The 19,827-nt window shown below is 47.9% G+C and carries 17 protein-coding genes and 1 pseudogene; 14 read left to right on the top strand and 4 right to left on the bottom strand.

The window, feature by feature from the left end; genetic code table 11:
• Positions 1 to 78: 78 nt before the first annotated feature.
• The gene (locus NB504_RS10540) at positions 79 to 1,269 is read right to left on the bottom strand and encodes a 3-phenylpropionate MFS transporter (RefSeq protein WP_017048886.1); all 1,191 of its coding nucleotides are present in this window, start codon (positions 1,267 to 1,269) and stop codon (positions 79 to 81) included.
• A 202-nt stretch (positions 1,270 to 1,471) separates the two neighbouring features.
• Between NB504_RS10540 and NB504_RS10535 the strand changes: the two genes are divergently transcribed.
• From NB504_RS10535 to NB504_RS10490, 10 genes are all read left to right on the top strand, one after another.
• Entirely contained in the window at positions 1,472 to 3,298 is a 1,827-nt protein-coding gene (locus NB504_RS10535; protein ID WP_258428934.1) for a DUF294 nucleotidyltransferase-like domain-containing protein, read from the top strand.
• A gap of 13 nt (positions 3,299 to 3,311) precedes the next feature.
• Positions 3,312 to 3,944 carry a 3'-5' exonuclease gene (locus NB504_RS10530; protein ID WP_026027882.1) on the top strand — a complete coding sequence of 211 codons (633 nt, stop codon included), beginning with the start codon at positions 3,312 to 3,314 and terminating at the stop codon, positions 3,942 to 3,944.
• Between the two features lie 141 nt (positions 3,945 to 4,085).
• Positions 4,086 to 6,035, top strand: coding sequence for an acetate--CoA ligase (gene acs, locus NB504_RS10525; protein WP_258428858.1), 1,950 nt, complete (start codon positions 4,086 to 4,088; stop codon positions 6,033 to 6,035).
• A gap of 285 nt (positions 6,036 to 6,320) precedes the next feature.
• Positions 6,321 to 6,770 carry a type II 3-dehydroquinate dehydratase gene (aroQ, locus tag NB504_RS10520; RefSeq protein WP_010320343.1) on the top strand — a complete coding sequence of 150 codons (450 nt, stop codon included), beginning with the start codon at positions 6,321 to 6,323 and terminating at the stop codon, positions 6,768 to 6,770.
• Between the two features lie 83 nt (positions 6,771 to 6,853).
• Entirely contained in the window at positions 6,854 to 7,309 is a 456-nt protein-coding gene (gene accB, locus NB504_RS10515) for an acetyl-CoA carboxylase biotin carboxyl carrier protein (protein ID WP_010320342.1), read from the top strand.
• A 14-nt stretch (positions 7,310 to 7,323) separates the two neighbouring features.
• A complete protein-coding gene (gene accC, locus NB504_RS10510) occupies positions 7,324 to 8,670 on the top strand; it encodes an acetyl-CoA carboxylase biotin carboxylase subunit (RefSeq protein ID WP_010320341.1) in 1,347 nt (448 codons plus the stop codon).
• A 113-nt stretch (positions 8,671 to 8,783) separates the two neighbouring features.
• Positions 8,784 to 9,671 (top strand): 50S ribosomal protein L11 methyltransferase, encoded by an 888-nt coding sequence (gene prmA, locus NB504_RS10505; RefSeq protein WP_088721366.1) that lies wholly within the window; start codon positions 8,784 to 8,786, stop codon positions 9,669 to 9,671.
• A 139-nt stretch (positions 9,672 to 9,810) separates the two neighbouring features.
• Positions 9,811 to 10,779 carry a tRNA dihydrouridine synthase DusB gene (gene dusB / locus NB504_RS10500; protein ID WP_010320339.1) on the top strand — a complete coding sequence of 323 codons (969 nt, stop codon included), beginning with the start codon at positions 9,811 to 9,813 and terminating at the stop codon, positions 10,777 to 10,779.
• A gap of 23 nt (positions 10,780 to 10,802) precedes the next feature.
• A complete protein-coding gene (fis, locus tag NB504_RS10495) occupies positions 10,803 to 11,099 on the top strand; it encodes a DNA-binding transcriptional regulator Fis (RefSeq protein WP_010320338.1) in 297 nt (98 codons plus the stop codon).
• Positions 11,100 to 11,499: 400 nt separating this feature from the next.
• Complete coding sequence (locus NB504_RS10490; RefSeq protein WP_096036699.1) at positions 11,500 to 13,140, top strand: methyl-accepting chemotaxis protein; 1,641 nt, start codon at positions 11,500 to 11,502, stop codon at positions 13,138 to 13,140.
• 28 nt (positions 13,141 to 13,168) lie between these two features.
• On the opposite strand, the gene zntR is transcribed toward NB504_RS10490, so the two are convergent.
• Positions 13,169 to 13,567: a Zn(2+)-responsive transcriptional regulator gene (gene zntR / locus NB504_RS10485; RefSeq protein ID WP_017046798.1), complete on the bottom strand. Its 399-nt coding sequence runs from the start codon at positions 13,565 to 13,567 to the stop codon at positions 13,169 to 13,171.
• Positions 13,568 to 13,731: 164 nt separating this feature from the next.
• Here zntR and purH point away from each other — a divergent pair, with 164 nt between their 5' ends.
• Together purH and purD are read left to right on the top strand one after the other, a co-directional pair.
• A complete protein-coding gene (gene purH / locus NB504_RS10480) occupies positions 13,732 to 15,342 on the top strand; it encodes a bifunctional phosphoribosylaminoimidazolecarboxamide formyltransferase/IMP cyclohydrolase (RefSeq protein WP_258428857.1) in 1,611 nt (536 codons plus the stop codon).
• A gap of 286 nt (positions 15,343 to 15,628) precedes the next feature.
• A complete protein-coding gene (purD, locus tag NB504_RS10475; RefSeq protein WP_094133280.1) occupies positions 15,629 to 16,924 on the top strand; it encodes a phosphoribosylamine--glycine ligase in 1,296 nt (431 codons plus the stop codon).
• A gap of 119 nt (positions 16,925 to 17,043) precedes the next feature.
• On the opposite strand, the gene NB504_RS10470 is transcribed toward purD, so the two are convergent.
• The gene (locus tag NB504_RS10470) at positions 17,044 to 17,733 is read right to left on the bottom strand and encodes a DUF1481 domain-containing protein (RefSeq protein ID WP_017046802.1); all 690 of its coding nucleotides are present in this window, start codon (positions 17,731 to 17,733) and stop codon (positions 17,044 to 17,046) included.
• Between the two features lie 42 nt (positions 17,734 to 17,775).
• Positions 17,776 to 18,048 (bottom strand): nucleoid-associated protein HU-alpha, encoded by a 273-nt coding sequence (hupA, locus tag NB504_RS10465; RefSeq protein ID WP_010320328.1) that lies wholly within the window; start codon positions 18,046 to 18,048, stop codon positions 17,776 to 17,778.
• 348 nt (positions 18,049 to 18,396) lie between these two features.
• Here hupA and NB504_RS10460 point away from each other — a divergent pair, with 348 nt between their 5' ends.
• Entirely contained in the window at positions 18,397 to 19,452 is a 1,056-nt protein-coding gene (locus tag NB504_RS10460) for a CNNM domain-containing protein (RefSeq protein WP_017048893.1), read from the top strand.
• Between the two features lie 17 nt (positions 19,453 to 19,469).
• Positions 19,470 to 19,826: pseudogene (locus tag NB504_RS10455) on the top strand (endonuclease domain-containing protein).
• Position 19,827: the final 1 nt, after the last annotated feature.

The raw sequence follows: 19,827 nt of genomic DNA, 5'->3' as shown, positions 1-19,827 counted from the left end.
CTTATCGGTTCAAAAAAGCCTCTTCAAAGAAGAGGCTTCATTTAACTAAGGATAATTTTTAATCTCAATCAGTTAAGGTTAATTCTGTGCTTCAGGCGCCGCTTTCATTACCTCAGTACCTGACTCATTGGATGATGTGGGTTCGACTTTAATCAACAGCGCCAAAATGCCCATTGCCGCCATCGCCCAAAATACATTCGCGCCCCAGCGTTCATAACCCCAGCCACTCAAGGTAGTCATCAACGCAATAAATGCCCCAAGTGGAATGGCGTTATACAGTGCTTGCATAGCGACCATTTTGCTTTGCGGTGCGTGCTGAATGTATTGAATCGCCGCTATATGCGCCATCGCAAACGTCACCCCATGCAGCAGTTGAATCGTCCCCAGCGCAAGCAGCGCGGTGGTCGACGCCATTAACGTCCAACGCACCACAACCCCAATCGACGCGACAACAAATAATGTGCGTAGTGACCACCCTGAAAAAAGGCGTTTGCTGAGCGCAAATACCGCGACTTCAGCGGCAACCCCTAAACTCCATAAATAGCCAATCAGCTCTTCCGAATGCCCCGCCGCTTTCCAGTGAATCGAACTGAAACTGTAATACGCCGCATGACTGCCCTGTATTAGCGCCGCTAAAATCAAGAATTTTATCACTGGCCACTCACGCAATAACTGCGTCAGTTTCGGTCGGACGGCATGTGCATCACCAACCGTCACGGGCATTGGGTTGGGATTGCGCAAGCTAATCAATAGCGAAACAAACACCCCAGCCAAGGCGGTGTAGAGGATCATGTCAGAACCATAACGTGCCACAAGTACGCCAACCACAGTAGAGCCGGCGATAAAAGCTACCGACCCCCATAAGCGAGTGCGACCATAATCGAGCATTTTTAAGCGCGCATAATAGTTAGCCATCGCATCGGATAGCGGCACCACGGGGCCACAGCAGAGGTTGAACAACACAGTGGCTAATGCCATCAGCCAGAAACTGCCGCCCGTAAAGAAGTGAAAACCAATAAATAAAAACGCCGCCAAACTTAACCAACGCAGTGCTGGTAGAAGAAGCTCGGCCTTATGGATACGCGGCGTAATCACCAAATTAGCGACGCAACGCGTGGCAAAGCCCATACCGATTAATACGCCAATATCGGTTGCAGACACACCTTGGGTTTCAAACCACAGCGCCCAAAATGGCAAGTAAACGCCATACGCAAAGAAGAAACCAATAAAGTACTGCGATATCCAACCATATGGAGAGGGGTTAAGCATGATTCATCCTGAACAAAATGAGGGAGAGAAAACCGCCGTATTATGCAGGCAGTTTAGGCTTCTAAAAAGGGAAGTTTACTGACAAATCTGTTTCCTTATTCACAACCTTGCGGGTCATATCACTCATTAGACCAAAGTCGTCTGGAGGTAGTGGCGATTTTTGTCACACTTAGATAGGAATTTCTTCTGAGTGACGATCGTTATGCCTGACAAATTCAACATGCAGTCACCGCCCTTTGACCGCTTAACACCGCCGCAGCAACAGCGACTTCGCTCATCCTTGGATGTGGCGTATTTTCGTAGCAACGATCTGCTGCAGGCCAGTGACAGACCCAGCGTGTATCTACACGTACTGATCAAAGGCGCGGTCGAAGAACGCTCGCCAGATGGCAAAGAGATTTTTGCTCACTACGCCAACGATGACATGTTTGATGTACGCGCACTGTTTGAAGAAAAAGCCAAGCATCAGTATGTGGCGCTGGAAGATACCTTAAGCTATCTGCTGCCGAAAGCCGTCTTTCTCGAACTGTATAATGACAACGGTCAGTTCGCCGCCTACTTCGACAATAACCTCGCCAAACGCCAGGCTCTGCTTGATGTGGCGCATCAGCAGAAGAATTTAGCCGAATTTATTTTAACTAAGGTTGATGACTCGATTTACCATCCACCGATGATTTTAAGCCCAGATCAACCGCTCAACCAAGTAACCCAGCAATTACGCGATAACGGAGTTGATGCGGCCTTAGTTCGTCTTGCCGAGCATGATCAACGCTTAATCGAAAACCCCAGTGCTCACCCCTATGCTATCGTCACACGCACCAATATGCTGCATTCCGTCATGCTCGATAACCACCCGCTCGATACCCCTGTTGGGGTAATTGCTACCTTTCCTGTGCTGCACATCAACGATGGCGACTTTCTGTTTAATGCGATGATCGCCATGACGCGCAACCGCATAAAACGAGTGATGGTGTGTGATGGCCATCAAGCCGTTGGCATGCTGGACATGACACAAATCCTCAGTGCTTTCTCCACTCATTCTCACGTGCTGACGTTAAGTATTGCTCGCGCCAACTGCGTGGAAGAGTTAGCTCTCGCCTCCAACAAACAACGGCAACTGGTTGAAAGCCTAATCAACAATGGCATTCGCACTCGTTTTATTATGGAGCTGATTTCAGCGGTCAATGAACAGATCATCGAAAAAGCCTTTCATTTGGTTGTGCCACCCGCGCTGCATGATCACTGCTGCTTGATCGTACTCGGCTCCGAAGGCCGTGGAGAGCAGATCCTCAAAACCGACCAAGATAACGCGCTGATCATCAAAGATGGCTTGCAGTGGCATCAAATGGGTGTGGTCATGAACACGCTCACCCACACCTTACAGCAGCTCGGCTATCCGCTTTGTCCGGGCAATGTGATGGTCAATAATCCGAAATGGGTTAAAAGCCAAACTGAGTGGAAAACCACGCTTAGCCAATGGGTGAAAGCGGCTAAACCCGAGCAAGTGATGGATATTGCGATCATGGCCGACGCACACGCCGTCGCAGGCAACAAACACTTATTGGCCCCTATTAAGCAGCACTTGAGCCATTTAATGGCCGACCAAGAATTGATTTTAATGGAGTTTACTCGCCCCGCGCTGAGCTTTTCTGTGCCACTCACGCTGTTTGGCACCGTAAAACACTCCAAATCTGGCTTAGATATTAAACAAGGTGGCATTTTCCCGATTGTGCATGGCATTCGCGCCCTAAGCCTTGAACATCAAGTTCAACAAAACAACACCTTTGAACGCATCGAGGCGCTAGTAGAGCAACGGGTTTTGGAAAAAGAAACCGCCGATAATCTCAGTGAAGCGCTCAAACAGTTCTTTAAATTGCGCTTAGCTCAGCAACTGAGCAATCAACACAGCACCAATAAACTCGATTTAAAACAGCTCGACCGAACCGAGCGTGACCTGCTCAGGCACAGTTTACACGTGGTGAAAAAATTCAAGCAGTGGCTTGGCTATCACTATCAAATTCGCGAATAGTGGAGTCTGAAAATTGAATTGGTTTACACGCCATTATTGGTTTCACAAACTAAAAGACTCGCCTTATCAGCCGTTGTTTGCGACGCCGATGCAAGGGGAATATGTGTCGCTCGATTGCGAAACCACCAGCCTTGACCCGAATCGCGCTGAGTTAGTGACGATTGCCGCCACCAAAATTATCGACAACCGCATTTTAACCAGCCAGCCATTTGAAGTGCGTTTGAGCGCGCCACAATCGCTCGACTCGGGTTCAGTCAAAATCCACAAAATTCGCCATCAAGATCTGGTCGATGGCATCGACGAGCAAGAGGCCATCACTCACCTATTAGACTTTATCGGCAACCGACCTTTAGTGGGCTATCACATTCGTTATGACAAAAAAATCCTCGACCTCGCTTGCCGACGACATTTAGGCTTTCCACTGCCCAATGCCCTCATCGAAGTAAGTCAGATCTATCATGATCAGTTAGAGAGAATGCTGCCGAACGCGTACATCGACCTCAGCTTAGAGGCGATTTGTCGCCATCTCGACTTGCCGATGCAGGATAAACACGACGCGCTGCAAGATGCCATCGCCGCGGCATTAGTGTTTGTGCGCTTGACCAAAGGTGATCTGCCTCCCTTTGTTGCACCTTACTCGCGCTAGCACTTACCCCACACTCATCCTAAAGTCTAATTGTAGAAAATCGCACTCTGACTGACAGTTACCCACATACAGATTTTCCTTTCAGCGCAATTTGATCGCCAATCAACAGGGAAATTGTTCGAATTCACAAGGAGAAAAGCAATGAGTGAAGCCCACGTTTATCCGGTAAAAGAGAACATCAAAGCCAAAACACATGCGGATAATGACACTTACCTAGCGATGTACCAACAATCAGTGACCGACCCAGAAGGCTTTTGGAGTGAACACGGCAAGATTGTGGATTGGATTAAGCCTTTCACTCAAGTGAAACAAACCTCGTTTGATACTGGCCATGTAGATATTCGCTGGTTTGAAGATGGCACATTAAACGTCTCCGCTAACTGCATCGATCGCCACCTTGCCACTCGTGGTGATGAAGTGGCGATTATCTGGGAAGGTGACGATCCGGCTGACGATAAAACCCTCACCTTTAAAGAACTCCATCAACAAGTGTGTCGCTTTTCTAATGTGTTAAAAGATCAAGGAGTTCGCAAAGGAGATGTGGTCTGTCTTTACATGCCAATGGTGCCAGAAGCAGCCGTTGCGATGCTCGCTTGTACTCGAATAGGCGCAGTGCATACTGTGGTGTTTGGTGGCTTTTCACCGGAAGCCCTTTCCGGTCGCATCATTGATTCCGATTCCAAAATAGTCATCACTGCCGACGAAGGTGTACGTGGCGGTCGCGCTGTGCCCTTGAAGAAAAACGTCGATGAAGCCTTGACCCACCCTGAAGTGAAAAACATCAGCAAAGTGATCGTCTTTAAACGCACTGGTGGCCAAATTGACTGGCACGAACATTGCGATGTGTGGTGGCATGAAGCAACCGCAAAAGCTTCCGACCACTGCCCAGCTGAAGCCATGAAAGCCGAAGATCCCCTCTTCATCCTCTACACCTCGGGTTCAACGGGTAAACCCAAAGGTGTGCTACACACAACCGGTGGCTACCTTGTTTACGCGGCGATGACCTTCAAATATGTGTTTGACTATCAGCCGGGCGAAGTGTTTTGGTGTACCGCCGATGTGGGCTGGATCACTGGCCACACCTACTTGGTTTACGGTCCTTTGGCCAATGGTGCAAAAACCGTTCTGTTTGAAGGGGTTCCCAACTACCCAGACACCAACCGCATGAGTCAAGTGGTGGATAAACACCAAGTCAACATTCTTTACACTGCGCCGACCGCTATTCGCGCCTTGATGGCGAAAGGCAATGAAGCCGTCAAAGAGACGTCACGCACCAGTTTGCGCATTATGGGTTCGGTGGGAGAACCGATTAACCCAGAAGCGTGGGAGTGGTACTACAAAACCATCGGTAACGAAAAATCACCGATTGTCGATACATGGTGGCAAACCGAAACGGGTGGCATTTTAATTACGCCACTGCCGGGCGCGACGGCACTTAAACCGGGTTCGGCCACACGGCCATTCTTTGGCGTGCAACCAGCCTTGGTCGATAACATGGGCAACATCATTGAAGGGGCTGCCGAAGGTAACTTGGTTATTTTAGATTCATGGCCGGGCCAAATGCGCACCGTTTATGGCGATCATGACCGTTTTGAACAAACCTATTTTTCAACCTTCAAAGGCATGTATTTCACCAGTGATGGCGCACGCCGCGATGAGGATGGCTACTACTGGATAACGGGCCGCGTGGATGACGTGTTAAACGTTTCTGGCCACCGCATGGGCACCGCGGAAATTGAATCAGCTTTGGTTGCTTTTGATAAAATTGCAGAAGCGGCAATTGTCGGCGTGCCACACGATATTAAAGGCCAAGCCATTTATGCTTACATCACCTTAAATGATGGCGTTTACCCCAGTGCCGAGTTGCACAAAGAGGTCAAAGATTGGGTACGAAAAGAGATTGGCCCTATTGCAACTCCCGATGTACTGCACTGGACCGATTCACTGCCCAAAACCCGTTCAGGCAAAATCATGCGTCGTATTTTGCGTAAAATCGCCACCGGCGACACCAGCAATTTGGGCGATACCTCAACACTGGCCGATCCTAGCGTAGTGGATAAATTGATCGCCGAAAAAGCAGAATTGTCTTAACGCTAACGATTCTACCTGCCGCGAGGCATTGAGATGATTAAGCCGTCACACTTGTGGCGGCTTTTTCTTTCCCTCTCAGTTCTTCTCATTCTGTTAACTCGGTTGCAGAATTAAATGAGCAAACTATCTGATAAGACCAGTAAATTGCTGCCATTTGCGCTGAATTAGCTATAATCTTGGGCAATTTCTTAAATTCAGGGAATTTTTGACGAAAAATTCACTCTGACCTAAGAATAATATGGGAATATTAATATTCGTTTCACGATATAGGGAGATGTCGACACAATGACTGCTAAATCTCGCATTCTGGTCTTAAATGGGCCAAATCTTAACCTGTTAGGGCTACGTGAACCTGCACATTATGGTTCTGACACCTTAGCGCACATTGTCGAGACATTACGCGAACAAGCGCAAAAAGCAGATATTGAGTTAGAACATCTTCAATCGAACCGCGAATATGAGCTGATCGAAGCCATCCATGCCGCTTACGGCAAGGTCGACTTCATCATCATTAATCCCGCTGCATTGACGCACACCAGTGTGGCTCTGCGCGATGCGCTATTGGGTGTCGCCATCCCATTTATTGAAGTGCATCTATCCAACGTTCACGCACGTGAACCTTTTCGCCACCACTCCTATCTGTCGGATAAGGCGCAAGGGGTGATTTGCGGGTTAGGTGCACAAGGTTATGAATTTGCTCTTGCAGCCGCCATAAAAGCGCTACAGACAAAATAACCCACAGACGATCAACGATAAACAAACACTCTACGGCCCAACCTTAAGGGCTGACGTATTCACAAGATAAAGAGAAAGAAAAGATGGATATTCGTAAAATCAAAAAGCTTATCGAACTGGTAGAAGAATCTGGCATTTCTGAACTAGAAATCTCTGAAGGTGAAGAATCGGTACGCATCAGTCGTAACACTGCGCCAGTACAGATGGCTCAGATGCATTACGCTGCACCAGCGCCAGCACAACAAGCCGCGCCAGTCGCTGCCCCTGCGCCAACGGCTGAAGCCGCCGCGCCTGTAGCGCCAAAAGGTCACCAAGTGCTTTCGCCAATGGTCGGTACTTTCTACCGCTCACCAAGTCCAGATTCAAAATCCTTCATCGAAGTCGGTCAAAGTGTTTCAGTCGGTGACACACTATGCATCGTTGAAGCGATGAAAATGATGAACCAAATCGAAGCCGATAAAGCAGGTACCGTTACGGCAATCCTACTTGAAGACGGCCAGACCGTTGAATTCGACCAACCGCTTGTTGTTATCGAATAATCGAGGTTTGCTTTATGTTAGATAAATTAGTCATCGCGAATCGAGGTGAAATTGCACTTCGTATTCTGCGCGCATGTAAAGAGCTTGGCATCAAAACTGTTGCCGTGCACTCAACTGCCGATCGTGATTTAAAACACGTACTGCTGGCCGACGAAACCATCTGTATTGGCCCAGCACGTGGTATTGACAGCTACTTAAACATTCCACGCATTATTTCTGCAGCGGAAGTGACTGGCGCAGTAGCCATTCACCCCGGTTACGGTTTTCTTTCTGAAAACGCCGACTTTGCTGAACAAGTCGAGCGTTCAGGCTTCATTTTTGTTGGCCCGAAAGCCGATACCATTCGCATGATGGGTGACAAAGTGTCAGCCATCAGCGCAATGAAAAAAGCGGGCGTTCCTTGTGTGCCAGGTTCTGACGGCCCACTGGATGGCGATGAAGCCAAAAATAAAGCCCACGCGAAACGTATTGGTTTCCCTGTGATCATCAAAGCTTCTGGCGGCGGCGGCGGCCGTGGTATGCGTGTGGTTCGTAGCGAAAGTGAACTGACCCAAGCGATCGCAATGACACGTGCCGAAGCCAAAGCGGCGTTCAACAATGACATGGTTTACATGGAAAAATTCCTAGAAAACCCACGTCACGTTGAAGTACAAATTATTGCGGATGGTCAAGGTGGCGCAATTCACCTTGGTGAACGTGACTGCTCAATGCAGCGTCGCCACCAAAAAGTGGTTGAAGAAGCGCCTGCACCAGGCATTACCGAAGAGATGCGTAAATACATCGGTGAACGTTGTACACGCGCTTGTCTCGAAATTGGCTATCGTGGTGCCGGTACGTTTGAATTCCTATACGAAAACGGCGAGTTCTACTTCATTGAGATGAACACGCGTATTCAAGTTGAGCACCCAGTCACCGAAATGGTCACTGGTGTTGATCTCATCAAAGAACAACTTCGCGTCGCCGCAGGTCAACCACTGTCGTTTACCCAAGATGACATTAAGATCCGTGGCCATGCGATTGAATGCCGTATCAACGCGGAAGATCCGGTTCGTTTCCTCCCTTCTCCGGGCAAAATCGAACACTTCCACGCGCCGGGCGGTATGGGCGTTCGTTGGGAATCACACATTTATGCAGGCTACACAGTGCCACCGCATTACGATTCAATGATCGGCAAGCTCATCACTTACGGTGAAAACCGTGACGTGGCAATTGCGCGCATGAAAAATGCGTTAAACGAAATGATCGTCGATGGCATTAAAACCAACATCACCTTGCAGCAATCGATCATGCAAGATGAGAACTTCCAACACGGTGGGGCGAACATCCACTACCTTGAGAAGAAATTGGGTTTACAGCACTAATCTTCGCGTCGCGAGAAACCAAATGCTCACTTCGGTGAGCATTTTTGTTTTCGGCAGCTGAGTCAGTTTCTGCTAAACTCTGCGCCAACTGACGACATAACAGAGCAACTGACATGCCTTGGATTCAAATTAAACTGAACGCAACTAACGCCAATGCCGAGTCAATTGGCGACATGCTGATGGAAGAGACGGGCGCAGTATCCGTCACTTTTCTTGATGCGCACGACACCCCTGTTTTTGAACCGCTTCCGGGCGAAACTCGCCTTTGGGGCGATACTGACGTGCTGGCGCTGTATGATGCCGAAGCCGATAGCGCATGGATCATTGACCAAATTCGCTCAAGCAAACTGCTGAGTGATGACTTTGCCTACAAAGTTGAACAGCTCGAAGATAAAGACTGGGAACGTGAATGGATGGACAACTTCCACCCAATGAAATTTGGTCAACGTTTGTGGATTTGCCCAAGCTGGCGTGAAATCCCAGAACCTGACGCTGTCAACGTAATGCTCGACCCGGGCCTTGCATTCGGTACAGGGACTCACCCGACGACCGCATTATGTTTAGAGTGGCTCGAAGGGCTCGATCTGACAGGCAAAACCGTCATCGATTTTGGTTGTGGTTCAGGCATCTTAGCCATTGCGGCGATCAAATTGGGCGCAGCCAAAGTCGTCGGTATTGATATCGACCCACAAGCACTGCTTGCTTCTAACGACAACGCAGGGCGCAATGGCGTAGCTGACCAACTTGAAGTGTATTTGCCACAAGACCAACCTGAAGGCTTAATCGCTGACGTGGTTGTGGCCAACATTTTGGCCGGCCCACTGCGTGACCTGAATGGTGTGATAAAAGGGTTACTTAAGCCCAATGGCCAACTTGCGATGTCCGGTGTTTTAGACACTCAAGCCGAAGAAGTTGCCAACCATTATCGTGACGAGCTTCACATTGACCCGATAATTGAGCTCAATGAGTGGTGCCGCATCTCGGGTCGCAAGCAAGGCTAGATAAGACTTTGCGTGCTAATAGACTGTATTTTATACGATTTACTAAAACAAATTGTAAATGCTCAAATATTAGTCTTTTCACGCAGTAAAAAAATGCGTAAAATGCGCGCCCTTGCTGGTACAGAACTGTGATGACGTTTTGAAAATCGGAAACTATCAACTTAAGAACAATCTTATCGTTGCCCCTATGGCAGGAGTAACTGACAGACCATTTCGAGAGTTGTGTCTTCGCTATGGAGCAGGCATGGCCGTCAGTGAAATGATGTCCTCTAATCCTGCTCTATGGAATACGTCAAAGTCGATGCAACGTATGGTACATGAGGGCGAATCGGGCATTCGCTCGGTACAAATTGCGGGAGCCGACCCACAGCTTATGGCCGATGCAGCCCAATTTAGTGTTGAGAACGGTGCTCAGATCATCGACATCAACATGGGTTGCCCAGCAAAAAAGGTGAATAAAAAGCTGGCGGGTTCAGCCTTACTCCAATTTCCGGAGACGATTGAACAGATCTTGAAAGCGGTGGTGAACGCCGTTGATGTCCCCGTGACATTAAAGACCCGTACTGGCTGGGACACAGACAACAAAAACTGTGTCTACATCGCTAAATTAGCCGAAGACTGCGGCATACAAGCTTTAGCCCTGCATGGCAGAACCAAAGCGTGTATGTACAAAGGCGAGGCCGAATACGACAGCATTAAAGCGGTGAAAAACGCCATCTCTATTCCGGTTATTGCTAACGGTGATATCGATAGCCCAGAGAAGGCGAAATACGTGCTGGATTACACCGGCGCTGACGCTTTAATGATTGGACGCCCTGCCCAAGGTCGCCCGTGGATTTTCCAAGAAATCCAACACTATTTGGAAAACGGCACCACGATGTCTGAGCTTCCGGCTGCGGAAGTGAAAGATATTATGCTTGGTCATGTACAGGCTCTCCACAGTTTCTATGGTGAGTATTTAGGCCCTCGCATCGCTCGTAAGCATGTGGGTTGGTATCTGAAAGAACATGAGCAAGCGAGTGAGTTTCGCCGTACCTTCAACGCTATTGACGCAGCACCGCTGCAAATTGACGCGCTCGAAGGTTATTTTGATAACGTTGCATCATAATTAAGAGAAGAGCTAGACCGCATATGTTCGAACAAAACCTGACTTCAGAAGCTTTCACAGTAACAACCGTAACTTCACAAGATCAAATCACGCAAAAACCACTACGTGATTCAGTTAAAGCATCTCTTAAAAACTACCTTGCGCAGTTAAACGGCCAAGAAGTGACAGAACTATACGAGTTAGTTCTTGCTGAAGTTGAACAGCCACTACTCGACACCATCATGCAGTACACTCGCGGTAACCAAACTCGCGCAGCAACCATGATGGGCATCAACCGCGGCACTCTTCGTAAGAAGCTAAAAAAATACGGCATGAACTAATCTAGCTACTGCACAAATCTAGCAACTAGATACCATCGCTTTTAAAACCGAGCCTCTGCGCTCGGTTTTTTCATTTTCACCCAACGGATAACTAAAATATCAACGGGCTGCTTTACTTTGCATTAATGCAATAAAGAGATCTGATTGTTTGAGCGGGCTCTCTCTTCTTCTGTTGTCGCATTTACGCGACCGCAACAAACTGGTTACATTGTGCATGTGATGGAAATTTACCGACCGATCCCCAAATCACTTGTCGTGAACAGTGCATACAATGAGTAAGGCTTTATCCCCCAAAAAATGGAGTGACTAAGATAAGCTCGGCGACGCAACAATCTAAACACCAAGTCAAATGGGCCTATAATGATAAAACCACTCGGAAGATTGACAAGGAGTGACGTCAATGAGCTTACTGAACTTGCGCCAGACCAAAATTAGAACGCGTTTATACCTGCTGACCACGGTCACCACACTGCTACTGTTGATCCCATTTGTCTCCATGCTCAATAGTTACCAACACGATTTAATGCAATCAAAACAGACAAAAACTCGCCACATCGTCGAAACAGGATACGGCGTATTAAGTTACTTCCACCAATTACAAATCGATGGCACCCTGTCCGAGCAACAAGCACAGACTCAAGCCAAACAAGCCATCGCGAAACTGCGCTACGATGCTGATGATTATTTTTGGATCAACGACCTTCAGCCAAGTATGATCATGCACCCAATGAAGCCCCAATTGGACGGCAAAGATCTCTCCAATGCCGCCGACCCGACCGGAAAAAAACTGTTTGTAGAATTTACTAAAGTCGCTAAACAGCAGGGTGAAGGCTTTGTCGACTATATGTGGCCCAAACCGGGTTCTAGCGTCGATGTGGGTAAAATCTCTTATGTAAAATTATTTAAACCTTGGGGATGGATCCTCGGTTCTGGAGTCTACATCGACGATGTCAATGCGTTGATTTGGCAACGCCTACAATCGATATTGCTCATTCTTAGCCTCGTCATTATTGTGATGCTGATTCTTTCAGTAGTGATAGGAAATAGCATCACTAAACCGTGTGAAGAAACCAAACAGGCACTCGAAGAAATCGCCAAAGGCGACGGTGATTTAACCAAACAGCTCTCGGTGCAAGGTAGTGATGAGCTGTCACACATAGCGCAAGCCTTCAATGAGTTCACAGAGAAGATTCGTCATACCATTACCAATATCACACCGATCACCGACAATGTTAACCACTCGGCAAATGAGCTTACTCAACTCTCACAACATGCCTCAATCAAAGCCTTAGAGCAGCAGCAATCCGTCGATACAGTCGCATCAGCAATGAACGAACTGCATGCGAGCAATCAAGAAGTGGCTAATGCAGCGAGTAGTGCCGCGAAAGCCGCGCATACGGCCAGCAGCAAAGGCAAAGAAGGCAGCTCGGTGATTGGCAAAGCTTCTGATTTTATGGACTCCCTGTCTGCACTACTGACCACCACTGACACCACCACTAAAAACCTCGCGAAAGAGACACAAGATGTCGGAGCGATACTGGCGGTCATCCAAGGGATAGCCGAACAAACCAACTTATTGGCCCTGAATGCGGCGATTGAAGCTGCACGTGCTGGTGAACAAGGGCGAGGCTTTGCGGTCGTCGCGGATGAAGTACGGGCGCTGGCAACGCGTACTCAAACCAGCACCAACGAGATAGAGCAGATAATCAATAGATTACAGGCTCGCGCAAAAGAGCTGGGAGAATTTATGGCTCAAACGCAGCAACAATCAACCGCCACACAGCAACAAGCCGTTTTAGCGCAGCAAGTGCTCAATGAGATCGACGAGCAAGTAAAACAGATTCTCTCACTCAATGAACATATTGCTGAGGCAAGCGCCCAGCAAACCACCGCTACAGAAGAGATTAATCGCAATCTGACTCATATTGCCGAGCACAGCTCCCAAGCTGCAGCCCAAGCCGATCAAGTGTCGACAGCCAGTCAATATCTCTCAGACAGTGGCCAACAACTGAAACAGAGCATTAGCCATTTTAAAGTGTGAGCAACTCACACCTTATCGGCTGATGAGATCACTCCAATGCCGCTAAAATTGAGCAGTGGCTGGCGTTGTCGTCTATATGACCGCAGCACGCATCGTTGATTTTTTTTAGCGCTTGACGAATCGCCGTTAACTCGGCGATTTTTTGATCAATCACCACCAGCTTAGCGCTGGTGATCGATTTCACTTCTGCACAGCTGTGTTCGGTCGCTTCCAGCTTTATTTCCAGTAACTCTTTGATCTCATCCAAACTGAGCCCTAGCTCTTTGGCTTTGAGAATAAAACTCACCTGCTGCTGATTTTTTTGATTATATAAACGATAACCAGACTCACTGCGCCCCGCCGGTTTTATTAGCGCATTTTTTTCATAAAAACGCAGCGTATCGGTTGAAACTTTACAGCGTTTGGCGAGCTCTCCAATTTGAAACATCTCATTCTCCTTTAACGTTTTTATTACGTTTGATACCCAATATCGCCGTTTTTATAAAAAATTTTGCGATGCCAAACGATTGCGCGAGCTTTTTGATGATTGTTTGGTTAGAATGTGCGCCATCAAATTTCCTATTAACTCCATGATTTGAGGAAGACCGAAGCATGAATAACGCTCGTCCTATTCACCGCGCATTGATCAGCGTATCAGACAAAACCGGCATTGTTGAGTTCGCTCAAGCTCTCGCGAAGCGCGGTGTCGATATTCTTTCTACTGGTGGCACCGCTCGCTTATTAGCAGACCAAGGTATTGCTGTTACAGAAGTTTCTGACTACACCGGTTTTCCTGAGATGATGGACGGTCGCGTAAAAACATTGCACCCGAAAGTACACGGTGGCGTGCTGGGCCGCCGCGGTCAAGATGACGACATCATGCAACAACACGGTATTAAGCCGATTGATATGGTAGTCGTCAACCTTTACCCGTTTGCCGAAACCGTTGCTAAAGCAGGTTGTACCCTAGCTGATGCGGTAGAAAATATCGACATTGGTGGGCCAACTATGGTGCGTTCTGCGGCGAAAAACCACAAAGATGTGACCATAGTAGTGAATGCACATGACTACGACCGTGTCATTGCCGAGATGGATGCGAACAACAATTCGCTAACACTCGAAACACGTTTTGACCTTGCGATTGCTGCTTTTGAACACACCGCTGCTTACGATGGCATGATCGCCAACTACTTCGGCACTATGGTTCCATCCTATGGAGCCTCTTTACTTGATGAAGAAGGAAAGAAGGGTGATGAAGAGAGCAAATTCCCGCGCACCTTCAACCAACAATTCCTGAAAAAACAAGACATGCGTTACGGTGAGAACAGTCACCAAGCGGCCGCTTTCTATGTTGAAGCCAACCCAGAGGAAGCGTCAGTCTCTACGGCACGCCAACTCCAAGGTAAAGCGCTCTCTTACAACAACATCGCCGATACCGACGCCGCTCTTGAGTGTGTGAAAGAGTTCGCTGAGCCAGCGTGTGTAATTGTCAAACACGCCAACCCATGCGGCGTTGCCTTGGGCAGCGATATTCTTCAAGCCTACAACCGTGCTTACCAAACCGACCCTACTTCTGCCTTTGGTGGCATCATCGCTTTTAACCGCGAGCTAGACGCACAAACCGCAGCGGCGATTGTTGAGCGCCAGTTTGTTGAAGTGATCATCGCACCAATCGTTTCTGCGGAAGCGATTGAAGTGGTTGCGGCGAAGAAAAACGTGCGCCTGCTTGAGTGCGGTGAGTGGTCAGCGAAAACCACGGGCTTTGACGTGAAACGCGTCAATGGTGGCTTGCTAGTGCAAGATCGCGATCAAGGCATGGTTAGCCTTGATGATCTCAAAATCGTAACCAAGCGCCAGCCGAGTGAAGAAGAGATCAAAGATGCTCTTTTCTGCTGGAAAGTAGCTAAATACGTCAAATCAAACGCGATTGTTTACTCAAAAGGTGACATGACTGTTGGCGTGGGCGCAGGCCAAATGAGCCGCGTTTATTCAGCCAAAATTGCGGGCATTAAAGCGGCTGATGAAGGTTTGCAAGTCGAAGGATGTGTGATGGCTTCTGATGCCTTCTTCCCGTTCCGTGACGGCATTGATGCCGCAGCGCAAGCGGGCATCAAGTGTGTGATTCAACCGGGCGGTTCGATGCGTGATGACGAAGTGATTGCCGCCGCCGATGAACACGGCATGGCGATGATCTTTACTGGTATGCGTCACTTCCGCCACTAAAAACCTTACCCCACCCTAGCCCTCCCCTAAAAGGGGAGGGAACAGAACGAAGTGACCTTACTTCCCTTTTAGGGGAGGGAGAATAGAACGAAGTGACCTCACCTAACTTTTAGAAAGAGGTATTGTTCTCCAACTTCCTTCCTCTTCAGGGGGAGGGAATAGAACGAGGTGACCTTACCTAACTTTTAGGAAGAGGTATTGTTCTCCAAGTTCCTTCCCTTCAAGGGGAGGTTAGGAGGGGGTAAATGGCAACAAACAAACTCTATACGTTAAAGGATACTCATAGATGAACATTCTGATTATAGGTGCTGGCGGCCGTGAGCACGCTCTGGGTTGGAAAGTCGCTCAAAACCCAAATGTTAAAACTGTCTTTGTTGCTCCGGGTAATGCGGGTACAGCGCTTGAGCCTAAACTTGAGAACGTCAATATTGCAGTGGAAGACATTGCTGGTTTGGTCGCTTTTGCTCAAGAAAAACGTATTGAACTGACCATTGTTGGCCCAGAAACACCCTTAGTGCTTGGCGTGGTGGATGCTTTCCGTAAGGCGGATTTACCCATCTTTGGCCCGACGCAAGCGGCAGCACAGCTCGAAGGCTCAAAAGCCTTCACCAAAGATTTCTTAGCTCGTCATCATATTCCAACGGCGGCTTACGCTAATTTCACAGAAATTGAACCTGCTTTGGCATACGTCCGCCAGCAGGGTGCGCCGATTGTGGTCAAAGCTGATGGCCTTGCCGCTGGCAAAGGGGTCATTGTGGCGATGACGCTGCAAGAGGCCGAAGACGCGATTCAAGATATGCTCGCAGGCAATGCCTTTGGTCATGCAGGCAGCCGTGTGGTAATTGAAGAGTTCTTAGATGGAGAAGAAGCGAGCTTCATTGTCATGGTCGATGGTGTAAATGTTCTCCCTATGGCCACCAGCCAAGATCATAAACGCGTCGGCGATAAAGACACCGGCCCCAATACTGGCGGCATGGGTGCTTACTCGCCAGCTCCGGTGGTCACGCCAGAGATCCATGAGCGCGTGATGCAAGAGGTCATTTATCCAACGGTGCGCGGTATGGCGGCAGAAGGCAACCCTTACACAGGTTTTCTGTACGCTGGGCTAATGATTGACGCACAAGGCACACCGAAAGTGATTGAGTACAACTGCCGCTTTGGTGACCCTGAAACTCAACCGATCATGATGCGGATGCAATCGGATTTGGTCGAACTCTGCTTTGCCGCTCTAGAAGGCAAACTTGATCAAGTGGAGTCAAAATGGGACCCACGCGCTTCTATCGGTATTGTTTTGGCCGCTGGCGGTTACCCTGCCGACTACGCGAAAGGGGACGTCATTTCTGGCTTACCAACGCAAGAAGTCGCGGGTGAGAAAATCTTCCACGCAGGCACAAGCAACCAAGCTGGAGAAGTCGTCACCAACGGTGGTCGCGTGTTATGCGCAACCGCACTTGGTAACACGGTTTCACAAGCGCAGCAGCGCGCTTACCAATTAGCCAAACAGGTCAACTGGGATGGCATGTTCTATCGCAGCGATATTGGCTACCGCGCGATAGCTCGTGAACAACAGACAACAAAATAACAACGACAAAGCTAGGTTATGATCCAATAAGGCGCTCATTGAGCGCCTTATTTTTATACTTCATATTCATACTTCTGTATTGGCTTGGTGTTAAACCCACTTCGAGATGAACTTAATCATCACTTCAACAATTGCGGTTTGTCGACACAGCCATGATTCTCATCAGCAAGCATTAATAGCTCTTCGATATAGACACGGTTATTGCGGATTTTACCTAAAAATGCGATGTAGTTATCCAATGATGCTAAACGACTGACCACAAAACTGGGCAGCGTTTGGTTAAATTCCATCTGCGTGTATTCATGACCCGTGCAGGTTTCAAACACTTCGCCATCCCACACCCCTTGAATCAGTTCTAACCCTTGGTTGTCTTTATTTTTGGTTTCTGAGATCAGGTATTGTGCTTGTTGCAGATAATGGGAAAGCTGCTCTTCATCGAGTGGCAGTATTTTTCCATCGACACGGTATTGTTGATAAATGGCCTCACCAGCGTCATTAAAACGTAAGTGAACCGAATAAGGTACGAGCGATTTTTTTTGTAGCTGCTCACCTTCGCGCTTGAGCTCTCTTAATGTCCCTTCATCCCAGCGATAATTGGTTTTATACCAACCATAATCACCTGATGCGACATAATCGGCGGCGCTGTTTGGAGAGGCTGAACGCTCGATATACCAATAAAAACTGGTGGCATCACCCATGGTTTGCCCACTGGTATAATTGGAATATTGTTCGAGACTAGGCGTATGGCTAGAAGAGGAGCACCCCACTAAGACTAGGGGAAATAGAATGGATAAAAGAATTTTTTTCATGGGAGAAATCTACGCCGAGAGAGTATCTCGGCGTAGTATAAATTATTTCACTGAATCTTTCAGTGCTTTACCGGCTACAAATGCTGGAACGTTAGCTGCTGCGATTTGAATCTCAGCACCTGTTTTAGGGTTACGGCCAGTACGCGCTGCACGGTGGTTTACTTTGAATGTACCAAAACCAATTAGTTGAACTTGGTCACCCTCTTTGAGAGCGCCTTCAACTGCGCCTAAAGTCGCTTCAAGAGCAGCTTTTGCTTGTGCTTTAGATAAGTCTGCTTTTTCAGCGATAAAGTCGATTAATTGGGTCTTGTTCATTAGGTTTCCCTTCTCATGTGTTATCGAATTGACCTCACTCTAAAACATAAAGCCCCCGTCTGGCAAAGGTTTGTCGCTGATCTTTTGTCTCTATGCCGCACTTTTAACCACAATATGAGCAATAACTCACAATTTGTTACTGATTGACAAAGAATATCCGCTTGTTTTTGACGCTGTAAGCCCTTATTTATAGCGTACTTATGCTTGGATACCTGATATTTCAGGTCACTTAAGCGACCTAATATATCAGTGCAATCCTACGCAGGTAGAGCCTCCAATGACCGACATTGGCATGGAGCAAGCTCAACGCAGTATTGATTTGGTATAGATTAAAACTAAGGAACAATCATGTTTTTGCTTACGGTTTATATTGCCGTTGCCATCGGTGTCTCTTTTATCTGTTCGGTTCTTGAAGCTGTGCTACTGAGCATCACACCAAGCTACCTTGCTCAGTTGCGCCAAAACGCTCACCCTTCAGCTGATAAATTAAGCAAGCTCAAAGCGGACATTGACCGTCCCTTAGCATCGATTCTCACGCTCAACACTATTGCTCACACCATCGGTGCCGCCAGCGCAGGTGCACAAGCGGCGGTCGTATTTGGTAGCGAATGGCTCGGCGTATTTTCTGCGGTGCTAACTCTAGGCATTTTGGTGTTGTCGGAAATCGTACCGAAAACCATTGGTGCGACCTATTGGCGTCAACTTGCGCCAGCTTCTGCGGTGGTTTTACGCTGGATGGTGTGGGCGCTGACACCTTTTGTCTGGTTTTCAGAGCAGATCACCAAACGCTTAGCGCGTCACCATGAAGCGCCCAAAATGCGTGATGAACTCTCCGCGATGGCCATGCTGGCCAATGAAAGCGGTGAGTTTGCCGATGGCGAATCAAAAATACTCAATAACTTGTTGGCTATCCAACACGTCCCAGTGACTCAAGTGATGACACCGCGCCCGGTTTTGTTTCGCGCCAGCGCGCAACTCACTATCGACGAGTTTCTCGTGCAACATAGAGATACACCCTTTTCGCGTCCGCTTATTTATGGCGAAAGCAAAGAGGACATCATCGGTTTTGTGCATCGCTTAGAGCTATTTAAACTGCAACAAAAGGGCCAAGGCAGTAAACGTTTAGAAGAAGTCATGAGGCCGCTTCATGCGCTGCTCAACAAAATGAGCTTATTAAAGGCCTTTGATCAAATGATGCAAAAACGGCTGCAATTGGCGTTAATCGTTGATGAATACGGCACAGTACAAGGCATTCTGACCTTAGAGGATATTTTTGAATACCTACTGGGTGAAGAGATCATTGATGAAGCAGATAAAACCACCGACATGCAGCAGCTCGCTTACCAGCGCTGGGAACGTTGGAAGAAAACACACGGCGTCATTGAAAACAGGGATGAGGAATAAAAAATAAAGGAAATAGAATGGAATCTAATCCTAAATCGACAAAAATGCGGCGTAGAACATTGCGTACTAACGCTACAGCATCAGAACAAAGTGTGTGGGCAAAGTTACGATGCCAACAACTAGGCACTAAATTTCGCCGTCAGTTTGGTATTGGTCCTTATATCGTGGATTTTTATGCGCCAAGTCATCGGCTGGTGATTGAAATCGATGGTGACTCTCATTTCAGCGAGTCTTCTTATATCTACGACCAAGCAAGAACTGATTATCTAGAGTAATTTGGCATTCGTGTTTTACGGTATACAAACGAGGAAGTACGAATACAACTTGATGATGTTATTGAGGATATTTGTCGCTACTTAAACACCCCACCCTAAC

The organism is Vibrio sp. RM-69-4, from assembly GCF_024743775.1.
Classification (GTDB): Bacteria; Pseudomonadota; Gammaproteobacteria; order Enterobacterales; family Vibrionaceae; genus Vibrio; species Vibrio anguillarum.
The sequence above is the reverse complement of the archived record's forward strand: the minus strand, read 5'-3'. Positions and strand labels throughout refer to the sequence as shown.